At 68.1% G+C, this 16,310-nt stretch carries 13 protein-coding genes and 1 pseudogene; 6 read left to right on the forward strand and 8 right to left on the reverse strand.

Translation table 11 applies throughout. From position 1 onward, the window contains the following. The first annotated feature begins 4 nt into the window (after window positions 1-4). From ACWDEW_RS30390 to ACWDEW_RS30405, 4 genes are read left to right on the forward strand one after another with little or no spacing between them, the layout of a single operon-like run. Window positions 5-421 carry an SRPBCC family protein gene (locus ACWDEW_RS30390; protein WP_450516822.1) on the forward strand — a complete coding sequence of 139 codons (417 nt, stop codon included), beginning with the start codon at window positions 5-7 and terminating at the stop codon, window positions 419-421. Further along, window positions 414-1,121 (forward strand): SDR family NAD(P)-dependent oxidoreductase, encoded by a 708-nt coding sequence (locus ACWDEW_RS30395; RefSeq protein ID WP_450516824.1) that lies wholly within the window; start codon window positions 414-416, stop codon window positions 1,119-1,121. Before ACWDEW_RS30390 ends, ACWDEW_RS30395 begins: the two co-directional genes overlap by 8 nt. 28 nt (window positions 1,122-1,149) lie before the next feature. Further along, window positions 1,150-1,884, forward strand: coding sequence for a CoA transferase subunit A (locus tag ACWDEW_RS30400; protein ID WP_450516826.1), 735 nt, complete (start codon window positions 1,150-1,152; stop codon window positions 1,882-1,884). Window positions 1,885-1,886: 2 nt separating this feature from the next. Further along, window positions 1,887-2,549, forward strand: coding sequence for a 3-oxoacid CoA-transferase subunit B (locus ACWDEW_RS30405; protein ID WP_450517008.1), 663 nt, complete (start codon window positions 1,887-1,889; stop codon window positions 2,547-2,549). A gap of 309 nt (window positions 2,550-2,858) precedes the next feature. On the opposite strand, the gene ACWDEW_RS30410 is transcribed toward ACWDEW_RS30405, so the two are convergent. From ACWDEW_RS30410 to ACWDEW_RS30420, 3 genes are read right to left on the reverse strand one after another with little or no spacing between them, the layout of a single operon-like run. Further along, complete coding sequence (locus ACWDEW_RS30410; RefSeq protein WP_450516828.1) at window positions 2,859-3,578, reverse strand: hypothetical protein; 720 nt, start codon at window positions 3,576-3,578, stop codon at window positions 2,859-2,861. Window positions 3,579-3,630: 52 nt separating this feature from the next. After that, on the reverse strand, window positions 3,631-4,566 hold the full coding sequence (locus ACWDEW_RS30415) for a fumarylacetoacetate hydrolase family protein (RefSeq protein WP_450516832.1): 936 nt from the start codon (window positions 4,564-4,566) through the stop codon (window positions 3,631-3,633). Further along, window positions 4,563-5,111, reverse strand: a complete 549-nt coding sequence (locus tag ACWDEW_RS30420) for a flavin reductase family protein (RefSeq protein WP_450516834.1) — start codon at window positions 5,109-5,111, stop codon at window positions 4,563-4,565. The genes ACWDEW_RS30415 and ACWDEW_RS30420 overlap by 4 nt, the downstream gene beginning before the upstream one ends. A 203-nt stretch (window positions 5,112-5,314) precedes the next feature. On the opposite strand from ACWDEW_RS30420, the gene ACWDEW_RS30425 reads away from it, so the two are divergent. Then, a complete protein-coding gene (locus tag ACWDEW_RS30425) occupies window positions 5,315-6,145 on the forward strand; it encodes an IclR family transcriptional regulator (RefSeq protein WP_158697294.1) in 831 nt (276 codons plus the stop codon). 61 nt (window positions 6,146-6,206) lie between these two features. Here the strand turns inward: ACWDEW_RS30425 and ACWDEW_RS30430 are convergent. The 5 genes and pseudogenes from ACWDEW_RS30430 to ACWDEW_RS30450 form a co-directional block, all read right to left on the reverse strand. Next, window positions 6,207-7,445 (reverse strand): annotated as a pseudogene (locus tag ACWDEW_RS30430) (SpoIIE family protein phosphatase); the annotation flags it as partial. After that, on the reverse strand, window positions 7,375-8,046 hold the full coding sequence (locus ACWDEW_RS30435; protein WP_450516836.1) for an amidohydrolase family protein: 672 nt from the start codon (window positions 8,044-8,046) through the stop codon (window positions 7,375-7,377). The gene ACWDEW_RS30435 and the pseudogene ACWDEW_RS30430, both read right to left, overlap by 71 nt. Before the next feature lie 208 nt (window positions 8,047-8,254). Continuing rightward, a complete protein-coding gene (locus ACWDEW_RS30440) occupies window positions 8,255-9,382 on the reverse strand; it encodes a GH12 family glycosyl hydrolase domain-containing protein (RefSeq protein ID WP_450516838.1) in 1,128 nt (375 codons plus the stop codon). A gap of 229 nt (window positions 9,383-9,611) precedes the next feature. After that, complete coding sequence (locus ACWDEW_RS30445; protein WP_450516840.1) at window positions 9,612-10,634, reverse strand: LacI family DNA-binding transcriptional regulator; 1,023 nt, start codon at window positions 10,632-10,634, stop codon at window positions 9,612-9,614. A gap of 201 nt (window positions 10,635-10,835) precedes the next feature. Next, on the reverse strand, window positions 10,836-13,793 hold the full coding sequence (locus tag ACWDEW_RS30450; RefSeq protein ID WP_450516842.1) for a glycoside hydrolase family 48 protein: 2,958 nt from the start codon (window positions 13,791-13,793) through the stop codon (window positions 10,836-10,838). Between the two features lie 756 nt (window positions 13,794-14,549). On the opposite strand from ACWDEW_RS30450, the gene ACWDEW_RS30455 reads away from it, so the two are divergent. Then, complete coding sequence (locus ACWDEW_RS30455) at window positions 14,550-16,301, forward strand: glycoside hydrolase family 6 protein (RefSeq protein WP_450516844.1); 1,752 nt, start codon at window positions 14,550-14,552, stop codon at window positions 16,299-16,301. Window positions 16,302-16,310: the final 9 nt, after the last annotated feature.

Consider the following 16,310-nt stretch of genomic DNA (forward strand, 5'->3'; position numbering starts at 1 on the left):
CACCATGGCCATTGTCAACGTCAGCAAGTCCGTAGCGCTCAAGGCCCCGGCCGACCAGGTGTGGGCGTTCGTGAGTGACTTCGGTGGCTATGCCGCGTGGCAGCCGCACATCGCCTCGGTCGAACTGCGCCCCGACGGCGACCGCCTGGTCAACTTCACCCGCGGAGACTCGGTGTTCGACCGGATCTCCGCCAAGGACGACGCGGCACGCACCCTCACCTACGGACTCGTCCCCGGTCAGAAGACGCCGATGACGAAGCTCGAAGCGACGTTCACGGTCACCGGGTCCGGCGCCGGCAGCGAGGTCGAGTACGCCATCGAAGTCGACGTGCCCGACCAGATGCAGGACGCCGCACGCGCCGGGATCGGGGCCGACATCGATGGAGCGCTGGCGGGTCTCGACGCCAAGTTCAATGGGTGAGGCCGACGGCGGGGCGCCCGTCGCCCTCGTCACCGGAGGGGCCGGTTTCATCGGCAGCGCGATCGTCAAGGCGCTGATCGCACGGGGCCACCGTGTCGTCGTGCTGGATCGAGCCGGGCCCGACGCCGTCGATCTCGCGGACGAGAAGCAGGTCCGTGCGGCAGCCCGCACGGTGCTGGAGCGGTACGGCCGCTGTGACGTGCTGGTCCATGCCGGTGTCAACTTCGAGCGAGCGGCCCTCCTCGACCTCGACACCGCACTCCTGCGCCGGATGATGACCGTCAACGTCGAGGCTCCGCTCTGGCTTCTGCAGGAGTTGACGCCGAGCATGGCCGAGCACCATTTCGGCCGGGTCGTGATGGTCGTGTCGGACACGTTCTTCGACCCGCCGCCGGTGCCGGACATGCTGCCGTACGTCATGACCAAGGGCGCCCTGATCGGCGCCGCGCGGGCTCTGGCCCGTTCCCTGGGCGCGGACGGCATCACCGTCAACTGCGTCGCACCAGGCATGACACCCCCACCGGCGTCCGAACCCGGACTCGGTTCCGAGGTGGCCGAGAGAGTGCGCTCGCGACAGGCACTCCCACGGACACTCGTCCCCGAGGACGTGGCCGAAGTCGTGGGCTTCCTCGCCTCACGGGAGGCCGAGGCCCTCACCGGGCAGACCATCTGCCCGGACGGGGGACTGGTACTGCGGTGAACGACCGCATGAGGAGACAGGGCACGTCGTGGACAAAGTAGTCGAGAGCGCCGCCGCGGCTGTCCGGGACATAGCTGACGGAGCCAGCATCGCGGTGGGCGGGTTCGGGACGGCAGGGGTCCCCTGGAAGCTGGTGGCGGCGCTCCTCGACCAGGGCGCCAAGGACCTCACCGTCGTGACCAACAACTGTGGCGTCAACGGCGTCGGGCTGGTGCGGCTGCTCCAGGAGCACCGCATCAGCAAGGTCATCGCGTCCTACTTCGGTCAGAACCTGGAGTTCGCCCGCCAGTACCTGGCCGGCGAGATCGAGGTCGAACTGACGCCCCAGGGCACGCTGGCCGAGCGCCTGCGGGCCGGCGGTGCGGGGATCGCGGCCTTCTTCACTCCGACCGGAGTGGGCACGGTGGTGGCCGAGGGAGGACTCCCTCGGCGCTACGGCGCAGACGGCGTGGTCGCCGTCGCGTCGCCGCCGAAGGAGGTCCGCACCTTCACGGTGAGGGGTCGTGCCAGGGACTGCGTTCTGGAGGAGAGCATCGTCACCGACTACGCCTTCGTCAGGGCGGCGGTCGCGGACCGTCATGGCAACGCCGTCTTCCATGCGGCGGCGATGAACTTCAATCCGGACGTGGCGATGGCAGGGCGCGTCACGGTCGTCGAGGCGGAACGGGTGGTGGAAGCCGGCGAGATCGATCCTGACGCGGTGCACCTTCCGGGTGTCTTCGTCCAGACCGTGATCGCCGCGGACGCCGGGAGGACCGAGTGAGGATCGGCTGGACGCGTCAGGAGATGGCCGCGCGGGCCGCGCAGGAGCTGCGCGACGGCGAATGCGTCAACCTCGGCATCGGACTGCCCACCCAGGTACCCCAGTTCCTGGAGCCGGGTGTCCATGTGGTCGTCCACAGCGAGAACGGCGTCCTGGCCGTCGGGCCGTATCCCGAGCACGGTCAGGGCGACCCGGAAGTGATCAACGCCGGCACCGAGCAGGTGACGACGTTGCCGGGCGCGGCGTTCTTCTCCTCCTCGATGTCGTTCGCCATGATCCGCGGGGGCCACGTGGACACCACGATCCTTGGCGGAATGCAGGTCTCGGCCACCGGAGATCTCGCCAACTGGATGGTCCCGGGCCTCATGGTGAAGGGGATGGGCGGGGCGATGGACCTGGTGAACGGCGCCGGTCGCGTCATCGTCCTCATGGAGCACGTGGCCAAGGACGGTTCGCCCAAGCTGCTGCCCCGGTGCACCCTCCCCCTCACCGGGCGAGGAGTGGTCGACCGGATCATCACCGATCTCGGTGTGCTGGACGTGACCGCGCGGGGGCTGCGGTTGGTCGAACTGGCTGCGCGCGTCGACCTCGCCTTCGTGCTCGGCGCCACCGCGACTCCGGTGATCGTCGCCCCGCAGCTCGCCGACAGCCGTGAGGGGGTTTAGCTCGGACCGCCGTCCTCTGCGAACCGCAAGTTGTCTGTCCCCCCGAGCGCATCGACCAGGCTCAGCGGGGGCAGAGTCGTGACCCGTCGGACAGCGTCACCGCATGCAGGCGATGCTTCTCGACACCGGAGCCGTGTCACATCATCTGTTGGGTGTGACACGGCTCCGGTGTCTTCCCGAGCAGCCCGGCTGTCCCAGGTGGTGACGTGTCTCGTCGGGGCGGCTCGTGGTGAGGTGGCCGACGCGTCGGCGCTGTGCGGTCGCTGGCGCGTGAGACGGCCGACCGGTGCCTCGATGGTGCGGGGGCGTTCAGGCTTCCGGGGCGAGTTCGCTCAGGTCGCCGGGAGCGACTGTCACGAACATCATCCATCGGTCTCCGCGGCCCCGGGTGACATGGCCGGCTCCGGTCACGTCGGCGATGAGCGCGACGTCACCGGTCACCGGGTGGGTGAGGGTGCCGTCGCCGGTCTCGTTCTCACCGCTTCCGTTCAGGGTGATGCCGAACTGCCGGCGCGGACCGTTGTGCCACACGCCCGGAGTGTGGCCGTCCAGTCCGTAGTCGCGTCGGGTGACAAAGGCTCCGATCGACGCCGGCCACTTGTCGACCGGCGGTACCGAACCGAGGGACCACGGCCACCGCAAGGGCTCGGAGCGTGAGCGCCCGCCGTCGTCGTATATCCACGTCAGAAGGGGGCGGCCGGGCCGAGGGTCCTGGTCGGAGCTGACCTCGATGAGCCCTGGTTCCGGCACCCATCCCGGAGTGGCGACGAAGAACAGCCAGGCGTCGTCCGGCCACGTGAGACTGACGCTGTCGACATCGAAGCACACGACGTCGCCGGGACCGAGTTCGGTGACAGGACGCCCGGTGACGGACAGCTCGATGTGGCCGGACAGCACCACGACCAGGTGGCAGCCGAGTGCCGGCAGCGCGGGCATGTTGTCCGCCCGAAGCCGGGCGAGCCAGAAGCGCGATGCCGGGATGACGTCGTACGGACCCTTGTCCCTGGCATCGCGGTAGGGGAGAAGCACCTGACACACATCCGCGGCTCCGGAGACGTCAGTGACGTGCAGTACGCGCACTTCAGGCCTGGACCGTTACGGGCGTGTACTTGCCGCTGAGCTGTGGCGGAGTGCCTTGGAGGCCGGCCAGGGCACGGTCGTGACGCGTCTCGCGCTTCCAGGTGCGCTTGAGGTCGTCCTGGACGTCGATGCGCAGCCGGCCAAGGTTGCCGACCTCCAGTTCGACGAGGTCACCGTCCATGAGCGGGTGCAGGCCGCCATGGGTGGTTCCGGTGGCCACCAGGTCACCGGGTTCGAGGGTGTGCAGCGAGGAGACGAACGCGATCGACTCGGCGATGCTGTAGGCCATGTCGTCGGTGTTGAAGTCCTGCATCAGTCTGCCGTTGGTCCACAGGCGCACCGGCAGGTTCTGCGGGTCCGGCACCTCGTCGGCGGTCACCAGGAAGGGACCGATCGGGCAGAAGGTCTCCCGGGACTTCATCTGATAGAAGGCGTTCTGGCGGGGCGGGATGCCTCGGGCGGAACCGTCGATGAGGTTGGTGTACCCGAAGACGTAGGTCATCGCTTCGTCGACGGAGACATTGTGGGCTCGTCGCCCGATGACGACGGCGAGCTCGGCCTCGCCCTCGAATACCGTCGCGGGGATGTCGGGAAGCACCATCCGGTCGCCGTGCCCGACGATCGAGTGGGGTGTCTTGGCGAAACCGTTGATGGGGGGCCGTTCGGTGGCTCCTTCTATGTAGTTGCGTGCCATGCAGTCGATGTTCAGCGGCCTCGGCACCGGGGGGCGGACGCGGACGGAGTCCAGTGGGACGCCGGTGCCCTGTTGGGCCGCCTCCCGGATCCTGTCCTGGAACTCCGACCACCGGGTGATGACGGTCGTCAGCAGTTCCTGCGGGTGAGCCGGTGACAGATCGGCGACAGCGCCGCTTACGTCGACGACGGAGTCGCCGTCGAAGACGCCGAGCCGGAAGTCGTTGAAGAACAGGAGCTTCACGCGTTGTCCCTTCGGGGTTGGTCGAAGTCGGTGGGGACGAACCGGCCGTACTGGCCTCGGAAGAAGACCAGGGCCCGTCCGTCCCGGGCGGAGGCGAGATCCAGCACCCGTGCGACGGCGATGGTGTGGTCGCCGGCGTCGTGCTCGGTGACCAGCTCGCAGTCGAGCCAGGCGATCGCGTCGTCGAGCGCCGGCCCGGTGTCGCGGTGGTGCCAGCTGATTCCGGCGAACCGGTCCGTGCCGGCTCGCGAGAACTGCCGTGAGATCTGTTCGTGATGCGATGCCAGCACGCTGACGCAGAAGCGCTGCTCGCGTCGGATCTGTGGCCAGGTGCTCGACGTGCGAGCGGCACACACGGCGATCAGGGGCGGGTCGAGCGAGACGGAGGTGATCGAGTTGGCGGCCATCCCCACGGGCTGACCGGGGGTGTCGGCTGCGAGCACCACCACCCCCGTGGGGAGATGGCCGAGCACGGTGCGGAACTCGCTCGGGTCGATGGTCCTGGAGGCTGAGAAGTTGGCGACTCGTTCACTTTGCGGTGACATGTCTGTATTCCATCTGCCGGAATCTGATTCCAAAAAGATTAGTGACGTGTTTCATGGCCGTCAAGGGTGGCGGGGGATCGTCACGTGGAGGTGGGCGCGACAAGGCGGCTCTTCGACGAGGAACCGATCCAGGACACGATGGTCCGCACCAGGTGCTATGAGGGCGGCGCCGGATCAGTATCCTGTGGTGGATCGGAGGTCATGTGAAGGAAGAAGGCTCGTCTTCGGCTGGTTCGCCCGGCGAGGGTCGGGATGTCGGGCATGTGCGGGCGGTTCAGCGGGCGGCTCGCATCATGACGGCGCTGACCGAGCATCCGTACCCTTTGGGCATAGTGGAGTTGGCGAAGTTCGTGGGGCTGTCTCCGGGCAGTGTTCACCGGTTGCTGGCGACGTTGGTCAGTGTGGGGTGGGTGGAGCAGAACTCGCGGACCAGCAAGTATCGGCTGGGGATGGGCGCTGTGGGCATCGGCAGTGTTGCGCTGGTCAGCAACCCTGTCGTGCAGGACAGCCGCGGGCATCTGGCGCGGGTCGCTCAGTGGTCCGGTCATGACGCGGTGCTGAGCACGCTCGTCGGTGGCAAGACGGTGCAGTTGGCGCGTTCGGCCGGTGTGAACACGGAGCTCATCGAGTTCGAGCCGGGGCACCCGCAGCCTGCTCATGCGATGGCCGACGGGAAGCTGTTGCTGGCGTACCTGCCGGAGGACGAGGTCCGTGATGCCGTCGGGACCGAGGAGTGGCGGCGTTTCACCCGGAACACGATCACCGATCTCGACCGGATGCGGCGTGAGTTCGAGGAGATCCGGGCGCAGGGGTACGCGGTCGACAATTTCGAGAGGTTCGACACCGGGCGGGGGATCGCTGTTCCGGTGGTGGATTCGGGTGGGCGTCCGCTGGCGGCCATGATGTGTCTGGGCAAGCTGGATCCGGCTCAGGACGCGGAGTTGGTGCAGCAACTGCAGTCTGTGGCGCGTGAGATGTCAGACCGTTTGAACGCGACCGGAGACCTGCCCTCGTCATCGCTGGAACCGACCTAGCCCCGGGCAGGGACCGGCTGCTGAGCGAGCGTCTCTCCTGCCGGCATGCGGCGAACGCGGCCTACAGGGTCGCGTTGTCCCACAATGCGACAAAGGCGGCTTCTGGTGTCGGAAGGGCCGTGATCGATTCTTCCGCCCAGATGGTCTTGCCTGTCTGGTGGTAGCGGCTTCCCCACCGTTTGGAGAGCTGGGCCACCAGGAACAGGCCGCGGCCACCCTCGTCGCCGGCGCGCGCCCGCCGTAGCCGGGGCTGGGTGTTGCTGCTGTCGGTGACCTCGCACACCAGCGTCGCGTCGTCGTGGAACAGGCGCAGGCCGATGGTGCCGCCCGCGTAGCGAATCGCGTTGGTGACCAGCTCACTGACGATCAGTTCGGTGCTGAAGGCCATGTGGTCGAGCTCCCACGCGGCCAGTTGTGCGGTGACGGCCTTGCGCGCGTCGGTGACCACGGCGGGATCGTCGGGAAAGGTCCAGTCGGCGATGGCGGACGCGGGGATCCTCCGGGTGCGGGCCAGGAGGAGCGCCATGTCGTCACGGGACGGCGTCTCGGTGAGCTCGTCCAGCACAGTCTGGCCGATGTCCTTCAACGTCCCGTCTTGGCGGCACAGCGACGAAAGCCGGTCCAGAAGGTCTTGGGTGCCCCGGTCGATGTCGTCGGACTGGGCACGGACCAGGCCGTCGGTGTAAAGCGCCAGCGTGCCGTCAGGTTCCAGGTCGACCGCGGTCTCCTCGAAAGGCATGCCGCCCACTCCGAGCGGCGGCCCCGGGGAGACTGTGATCGGGCGGCCCGTTCCGTCGGGCCGGATCACGGCAGGGGGCGGATGCCCCGCGGAGGCGACGGAACAGGCGCCGGTGACCGGGTCGTACAGCGCGTACAGACAGGTGGCGCCGATGGAGTCCTTGAGCTGAGGGTCTACTTCGTCGGCGAGTTGCTGGACGAGATCGTCGAGATGGCTGAGGAACTCGCCGGGTGGGAACTCCAGGTCGGCCAGAGTGTGGATCGCGGTCCGCAAGCGGCCCATGGTGGCAGCGGCGTGCAGTCCGTGCCCCGTGACGTCGCCGACGACGAACGCCACCCGCAGGGACGGCAGCGGGACCACGTCGAACCAGTCGCCGCTGATGTCCGCCCCACCGCCCGCGGGTACGTAGCGGCCGGCCGACTCCGCCGTCGTCGTCCGCGTGACGGCCCTGGGCAGCAACCGCTGTTGCAACGCGACCGCGGCCCGATGCTCACGGGTGTATCGGCGGGCGTTGTCCAGACTCAGCGCGGCACGTGCGGCGATGTCGAACAGGAGGGGCGCTGGTGTCGATGTACACGTTGGCGTGCTTGTCGGCCACCGCGATCATCTCCGTGGTCCACGGATACCCGATGTGCCCGCACACGATGGTCAACTCGAGGAAGTCCAGCGCGACTTGGTCGATGTAGGGGATGGGTCGGCCGGTTTCGGAGGGCCGCAGCGGGCCGGTGTGCCCGACCTGGGTGCAGAAGGGGATGCCGAGGTCGACGCAGGCGGCGTACAGCCGGTCGGTGGGCGGGAGTTGCCACAGCCAGGGCACGATGCGCAGGGCCACGAAGCCGAGTTCCTCCACGGCACGGCGGAGTTCCCGTACCGCCCGGACCGGGCGGGTGAGGTTCGCGCCGGCCACCCCGCGCAGCCGCCCTTGGGACTGGACGACGAACTCGGCCACCTCATCGTTGCTGATCAATGGCCCCTGAGGTCCGTACCAGGCCGCCGACAGGCCGATCTCAACGTCCGCCGCGGCCATCGCGGCCACCGTGGCCTTCACCGGCAACGGCTCCTCCAGCAGACCTCCGCCCGTCCACCGGCGCAACGACTCGAACATCTCGTGGTTGGAGTGACGGAGGGTGGGGTGCTGCATCCATGCGTCGATGACCGCCATCAGACTCCCTGCCTCTCCCGGCGCCGCCGACCGCGCTGCTCCCGAAGAGCTAAGCGATCGCTTACCAAGACCCTAACCTCCGAGTGGCGCGCACAACCAGCCCTCTCCCATGGGGTGTCCGATCTGAGTCAGCGTGCGGTTCCCATCAGGCTTCCAGGGCCCGCCGGTCCGTGCGGCGGACAGGCGAGCCCCGGAGAGTGAACGTGTGTCAGACGGCGGTGCAGGCCGTCCCGTTCAGGTTGTAGCCGGAGGGCTTGGCGAAGGCTCCGTCGGTTGTGCCCTGGAACCCGAACGACACCTGGCCGCCGGCCGCGATCTGGGCGTTGTGGCTCACGTTGCTCGCTGTGACGGCTCCCGAGGACGAGGACAGGTTCGCGTTCCAGGCGTTGGTGATCCGTTGCCCGGAGGGGAGGGTGAACGCGAGCTGCCAGCCGCTGACGGGGGAGGAGCCGGTGTTGGTGATGGTGACGTCGGCGGTGAAGCCGCCCTGCCAGACGTTCGTCGCGTACGCCACCTTGCAGGCCGTGGAGCCGCCGGGGTTGCCACCACCGGAGGAACCGGTGTTCACGGCGGAGGAGAACGAGTTCACGGCGAGACCGGCGCCGTTCTGCCAGGGCTCGAACCCGGCCTGAACACTCGTCAGATACCAGTTGTTCTGGGCCAGTCCGCGCGACACGGCCTGCCGGGCGAAGTCCATGACGTCGAAGGACCAGCTGCTGACCGCCGACGGTGCGACGAACGACAGCACGTCGTTCGAGCCGTTGTTGCCGGACCACACCTGCCAGTCGCGCCCGCCCACGCTGGCGTTGCCGACCGGGGAGCCGATCGGCTGGATGGATCCGACCTTGTTGAACCAGATCATGATCTCGGTCCTGTTGACGCCGTCTGTGCGTGGCGTGGGGTCGAGCCAGATGTCGTACGCGGCGTCGTACACCGCGTCGTTCACATAGCTGTAGGAGATGCTCGAAGGTGCGGTGGAGACAGCGCTGAGCTGGGCGGGAAGGTTGGTACCCGGCGAGCAGTTGGTGTAGTGGCAGCCGTTGTAGACGGACGGATACGACTTCGGAGCGCCGTTCGTGGGGACGGACCCGTCGGCCTGGGCGATCCTGAACCCCGAGTCCGTCGCGGTGATGCACTGGGCGGCACTGGTGCCCCAGCGGTTGTTCTGGACCACGTACCGGCCCTGGATGGTCGTAGTACCGAAGGGCTGGCAGATCGTGGTGTCGGCCTGTGCCGCCGACGCCGTGGTCAGAAGCGCGGCCAGCGAGACGAGCGAGGTGAGCAGCGCGCCGAGCAGGCCACGCGCGCTGCGGGCATGGTGCGGTGAAGGACGCATGCGGATCCTCTTCAGAGGGATGGGGGGTAGTGGGGTGGTGCTCCCGCGACTATCTGAATGGGAGCGCTCCCAAACCTTGGCTCGGCAGGACTGTAGGGATGGTCCAGGTCCATGACAAGACTGTGGGCATGAACCCGTTGAAGCGATTTCGGAGGTGCAGGTCGGACGCGGGGACGAGACACGGCGCGCCGGCCTGCGGTGCTTTCCCCTGCGGATGTGGCGACGGACGTCAGGTGGAGTCGCGAACCACGAGCTCGGTACGGAGGATGACGTGACGCCAGGCCACGGCGCCCTCCTCCATCTCCTCCAGGAGCAGCCGGATCATGGCCCGCCCGATCTCCTCGATCGGCTGACGCACCGTCGTCAGTCGTGGTTCGGTCTGCTGGGCCAGCGGAAAGTCGTCGAAGCCGATGACGGCGACGTCCTCGGGTACCCGGCGTCCGGCCGCGCGCAGGGCCTCCAGAGCGCCCGCTGCCGTGGTGTCCGACGCGGCGAGGACGCCGTCGATGTCCGGATGCCGATCGATGAGCTCGGCCATGGCGCGGCGCCCGCTGTCCGCCGTGAAGTCGCTTTCGGCGGCAAGGGTCGGCTCGCTCTTCAGCCCCGCGAGCTTGAGTGCTTCCTCGTAGCCGCGCAGCCGGCACTGGGCGGCGTACAGGTCGAGCGGCCCCGTGATGGTGGCGATGACTCTGCGGCCTCGTTGGACGAGATGGGAGACGGCGCTGCGTGCGCCGCCGATGTTGTCCGCGTCGACGTAGCTGACGTACTCCTCTCCGGAACGGCGCCCCAGCAGCACGGTCGGCAGCCGGGCCTCGGCGAGCATGTCCGGCAGGGGGTCGTCGGCGTGCACGGACATCAGCAGGACACCGTCCACCCGGCCGCCGCGCGCGTACTCGAGGAAGCGCTGCCGCTCGGTGTCCGAGCGGACCAGGGTCAGCAGCAGTTGCATTCCGGTGTCTGTCAGCGCGTTCCCGAGCGAGTTGACGATCTCGGAGAAGAAGGGTTCGGCGAACTGCCGCCAGTCCGGCTCCGTCATGACCAGGGCGACGGCGTCGGCCCGCCGGCCCGCCAGGGAACGGGCCGCGAGATTGGGCACGTAACCCAGTTCCTCGATGGCCTGCTGAACCGCCCGGCGCGTCGAATCCTTCACGCCCGCCGCGTTGTTGATGACGCGGGAGACCGTGCCCCGCCCCACCCGCGCGTGGGCGGCCACCTCTTCCAGCGTCGGTGCCCCCGGGCGTCGCCTGCCCATGACCACCTCCCCCAAGAGATCACCGATCTTACCGGCCGGAGGGGGACGAGCACACGAATTCACCGCTGGCATAGTTGCAGGCGGGGTTGGCCTGCCTTCATGGATTGGGAGCGCTCCCGATTTGTGGGTGGCCCGAGCTTGTCCTGGGATGGCCGGGCAGTCCCCTGCGCGGGAGGGGCCGCCCGGCCGGTGACCCCGTCGTCAGGTGACGGGGTCCGTACGCGGAGCGCCGGCGGGGGGCTGCTCAAGCAGCTCCGCGTACGAGCCCATGGCCAGGGCGATGTCCGCCTGGGCCCAGAATCGGTGGTAGGTGAAGACGGGCGCGGCGCCGCCCTTGAGATAGGCCTCGACCTTCGACCAGGCCGGGTCGTTCTTGTAGAAGGCCCGGATGGAGGCGAACGTCGAGGACGAGTTGATCGCTTCGCCGTTCGGCATCTTGCCGGTCCAGCCGCTGGGCACGTAGACCGGGTCGTTGAACCGGCTGTAGTCGGTGCGGGTCTCCGGAACGGCGATACCGAGGCTGTCCTGGTAGTTGCCCCACATCCCGTCCAGCAGCGCCTTCGCTGTCGACTTCGCCTTCGCGTCACCGGACTTGGCGCCGTAGTACGTCAGGGTCTTGGCGTACGCGGCGGCCACGCCGACGTCGTTGGTGTAGTCGGCGACGGTGACGTGAAGTCCCGCATTGGCACCGGGACTTGACGCGTTCCAGGTGTCGGGCTGCCCCGACCACTGCAGCGTCGAGGGGATCAGATACGTGCCGTCCGGGTTGATCGTGGTCTTGGACAGCGCCCACGCCACCCACTTGTCGAGGACCGCTTTCGCGCTGGCGTTCCCCGTCTGCTGGTAGTACTCCGCGACCCGCTCCATGGACCACGCCTGGAAGCCGAACCACTGGTTGGACGGCGGGTCGTGGTAGACGGGCTGCTGGTCGTAGTACATGCCGTAGAACGTCGACGTCCCGGCCGGCGGACTCGCGTACCGGCCCGCCCAGCTGTTGGTCGAGCCGCCGGCGATGGCGCCCTCGTCCGACTGGAGCCAGCGGTAGAACTCCAGTTGCCGCTGGAGAGACTTGCCCCAGTCGGCCGCGCCGGTCGACGACTTGGGCTTCAGGTCGGCGTCGGCGCTGAGCGCGTACGCGGCGAGCGGGTTCTGGTAGCCGCTGTGGGCGTAGCTCGACCCGATCCGCCAGGCCCAACCACCGCTGGTGTCGTTGGAGCCGCCCCAGGCGTAGTACCAGGAGAGCAGGTAGTGCGAGGCGTCCTTGCCGGTGCCGGCCGGGCAGGTGGCCGGGCCGACACAGTTGCCGATTTTCTTGAAGTACTTGTCGTACATGGCGTAGCGCAGGTAGTCGCCCATCTTCGCGGCCTTGCCGACGGTCGTGGAGACATCGCTGCCCTTGCCCTGCTGCTTCGCCCAGGTGTCGGCCCAGTACGCGGCCTGGACGGCGCGCGCGTCGGCGTCCGGGGCGTCCGTGTACTTCCACTGCTTGGCGTACGAGGAGTCACCGGTGAAGAGGTCCAGGTACCCGTTGGTTCCGCCGTACTTGAAGGCGTCGCAGGTCGGCTGCGGCACCGTCTCCCACACCGATTCCTGCGGGCCGCGCTGGAAGGTGTTGAGGTAGGACGGTCCGGTCTCCGTCGGGCCGGCCTCGCACTTGCCGCCCGGGGTGTTGCCGAACCCGTAGGTGTTGTCGACGTCCTGGATCCAGTGCATGCCGTAGACGTCGTCGGTGTTGTAGGCCGATTTCAGTTCACCGGCCAGCGGGTCCGAGCCTACGGGCACGGAGGAGTCGAGCGCGGTCGGGTACTGGTTCGGCGTGTCCTCCTCGGGCGCGTAGGTGGCCGGCTTGGAGGCGTTGTAGAAGGAGTTGGTGGGCTGGTCGGCGTGGGTGGGGATCATGTACTTCTCCATGATGTCCCAGGCGCCGTTGAACTTGGTCCAGTCACCGGTGACCTTGCCGTACATGGCCTGGAGCCACAGGAGGTAGCTGTACGCCTCCGACGTGGTCTCGTGGCCCTGGTCCGGGGCCTCGACGATCAAGGTCTCCACCGAGTGGTAGGGGATGCCCTCGGGGGAGAAGTAGCCGTTGGCCGGGTTGGTGATCTTGCCGTACAGATCCAGGAAGCGGGCGTTGTACGTGCCCGTCGCCGCGATCTGGGTGACCGTCACCGTGGCCTTGGCGAGCCCTGCGGCCGTCGACTCGAAGGTCGCCGCCCCCGTGCCGGAGGAGTCCGCCGTGACGGTCACCTTCTGCGCGGTGTTCCAGTTCGACTGGGTGAAGGTGAGCGAGGCCCCGCCGGTGACCGACAGTCCCGAGTTGCCGCCGGTCCGGGCGGTCGTCACGGTCACGTTCGCCGACGGCTGGGTCGAGAGCTTCACGTCGTACGTCGCCGTCTTGCCCTGCTGGACGGCGAGTTGGGAGGTCGAGGCCACGATGGCAGGACCCGCGGCGACGGTGATGCCGACCGGCGTGGATTCCGCGGACGCGCCCAGACTGTCGTACGCCTTCGCCAGCAGGGAGTGACTGCCCACGGTCAAACCAGAGGCCGAGTACGCGTAGGGCGCGCTCGTGTCGGTGGCGAGCAGCGTGGTGTCGTCGTAGAACTCCACCTTGCTGATCGTCGCGTTGTCGGCCGCCGCCGCGGTCGCCGCGAGCGGGATCGCGGCCCCCTGCGTGTAGATCGCGCCCGCGCTCGGGCTGGTCAGCACCGTGATCGGTGGCTGATGGGCGCCGGCGCAGGTGGTGCCGTTGAACGCGAACGAGGTGGGTGCGGTGTTCGTCCCGCTGTAGCTGAACTGCGCGCCGGTCGAGACCGCGGCGCCCGCGGCGACGGTGCCGTTGTAGGAGGCGTTCTGCACGGTGATCGACCGACCGGACTGCGACCAGATGCCGTTCCAGCCGTTGCTGAGCTTCTGGTTGCCCGCGTAGCCGTAGGTCAGGGTCCAGCCGTCGATGGCGGCCGTGCCGCGGTTGGTGAGGGTGAGCTCGGCGGTGAAGCCGGAACCCCAGTCATTGGTCTTGTAGTCGACGCTGCACTGCACGGTCGCCGCGTTCGCGGTGGTCGTGCCGGTGGTGAGCATCGTCAACGGTAGGGCGAACGCGGCGGCGACGGCGGTCCAGAGCCGGCGTACGGCTCTTCGTTTGCGTCCGGGATCCATGTGCTGTTCCTCCTTGCGTCACGCGACTCACGGAGAGATGCCAAGGCCTGAATCCAGTGGGAGCGCTCCCATCGTGGGGATGAAGGCGGGCACGGTCAAGATGCCGGGCGTTCAAAGTTCGAACTGAGCCGATCCGGCGAAAAGTTTCGCAAGGACCCTATGAAACCTCGTCAGTTGACGCTAACTTCCTCCCCACCAGTGGGAGCGGTTCCATCAGTGACGCGTCCGTAGCGGCGCGCCAAGCTGTAAGGACTCGCTCATGCGACACCCCCCGCATTCGGTACTTTTAGTCAGCGACGCGCTCTCGCGCACTGTTCCACCAGGTGCTCACTCCGAGACAGCGCCGTCGACCGATCCGCGAACGCCCCGCCGTACTTCGCGAGCGCCGCGCATTCTCCGCACCGTGCCGGTCACCAAGGCCGGGAACGAAACCCCGAACGGCGGCCGATGCCGCCGGTGTCCCGGTGGCCCGCCACGAGACGCAGGGCATGAAGTCCCGCCTCGAACCGTAGGGAACCCCAGTCGTCGGTCGGCGCCTGCGCGCACGACCGGGCGCCCCTGAACCTGACTGGACGTCCCCTCCCAGTACGACGGAGGCCTCGAAACGCCGACCGGACGGCGGTGTCTTCGAGGCGATGCCGGACGTACCAGCTCACCGATCACCGCAACGTCACGCGTGCCCCGGGCAGGGGTTCGCGCGATCGTTCGCGCGCTCTTCGTCCGTAAGTCCCCCACGAGAGAAGGAAGCACCCGCACATGAGTCACACCAGGACAACGCTGCTCGTCGCCGTGGCGCTGGTCGCCGGGACGACGGGGTCGGCGTTCCTCGTCGGCCAGGCCGGCGCCGCCATCTCGTCCATCCCCTGCACCGTCGACTACAAGGTGCAGAGTCAGTGGGACACCGGCTTCACCGCCGCCGTGACCATCATCAACAACGCGGCCGCCAAGTCGAGTTGGGCCGTGAAGTGGTCGTATGCCGGCAACCAGAAGGTCACGAACGCCTGGAACACGAAGCTCAGCCAGAGCGGTGCCGACGTCACCGCCGCCAATGAGAGCTACAACGGATCTCTCGCGAGCGGAGGTTCGGTCAGCTTCGGGTTCAACGGCTCCTACAGCGGCACCAACAGCGTGCCCGCCACGTTCACGCTCGACGGCGTCGCCTGCAACGTCGACAACGGTGGCGGCACCGGAGGCGGGAGCGGCGGCGGTACGGGTGGTGGCACCGGAGGCGGCGGTGGAGGTGGCGACACCGGCAGCCGTGCCGACAACCCCTACACCGGTGCCAAGGTGTACGTGAACCCCGAGTGGTCAGCGAAGGCGGCCGCTGAACCGGGCGGCAGCCGCATCGCCAACCAGCCCACCGCCGTCTGGCTGGACCGCATCGCCGCCATCAACGGTGTGAGCGGAGGCATGAGCCTGCGCGCCCACCTCGACGAGGCGCTGAGGCAGAAGGGCTCCGGCGATCTCGTCGTCCAGCTCGTCATCTACGACCTGCCCGGCCGCGACTGCGCCGCCCTGGCGTCCAACGGCGAACTGGGACCCAACGACCTCGACAAGTACAAGTCCCAGTACATCGACCCCATCGCGTCGATCCTGTCCGACGCCAAGTACGCAGGTCTGCGGATCGCCACCGTGATCGAGCCCGACTCGCTGCCCAACCTGGTCACCAACGCCGGCGGCACCGCCACGTCCACCGACGCCTGCGTGACCATGAAGTCCAACGGCAACTACGAGAAGGGCGTCGGCTACGCCCTGGACAAGCTGGGTGCCATCCCCAACGTCTACAACTACATCGACGCCGCCCACCACGGCTGGCTCGGCTGGGACAGCAATCTCGATCCCGCGGTGCAGGAGTTCCACAAGGTCGCGACGTCGAACGGCGCGAGCGTGAACGACGTGGCCGGCTTCATCGTCAACACCGCGAACTACAGCCCCACCAAGGAGCCGTACCTCAAGGTCACCGACACGGTGAACGGACAGACCGTACGCCAGTCGAAGTGGGTGGACTGGAACCAGTACGTGGACGAGCAGTCCTTCGCCCAGGCGCTGCGCAGCAAGCTCGTCGCGTCCGGATTCGACTCCGGACTCGGCATGCTGATCGACACATCACGCAACGGCTGGGGCGGCTCCGCCCGGCCCACCGGTCCTGGGGCGCAGACCACCGTGGACGGCTACGTCGACAGCAGCCGTGTCGACCGGCGGATCCACGCAGGTAACTGGTGCAACCAGAGCGGGGCAGGCATCGGGGAGCGGCCGACAGCGGCTCCGGCTGCCGGCATCGACGCCTACGTGTGGGTCAAGCCGCCGGGGGAGTCCGACGGCAACAGCGCTGCCGTCCCCAATGACGAGGGGAAGGGCTTCGACCGGATGTGCGACCCGACGTACGGCGGCAACGCGCGCAACGGCAACAACCCCACGGGTGCGCTGCCGGACTCGCCGCTGGCCGGACACTGGTTCTCCGCCCAGTTCCAGCAGTTGATCCAGAACGCGTACCCGCCGTTGTCGTGACCTGCGGAC

The organism is Streptomyces sp. NPDC001100 (assembly GCF_053598575.1).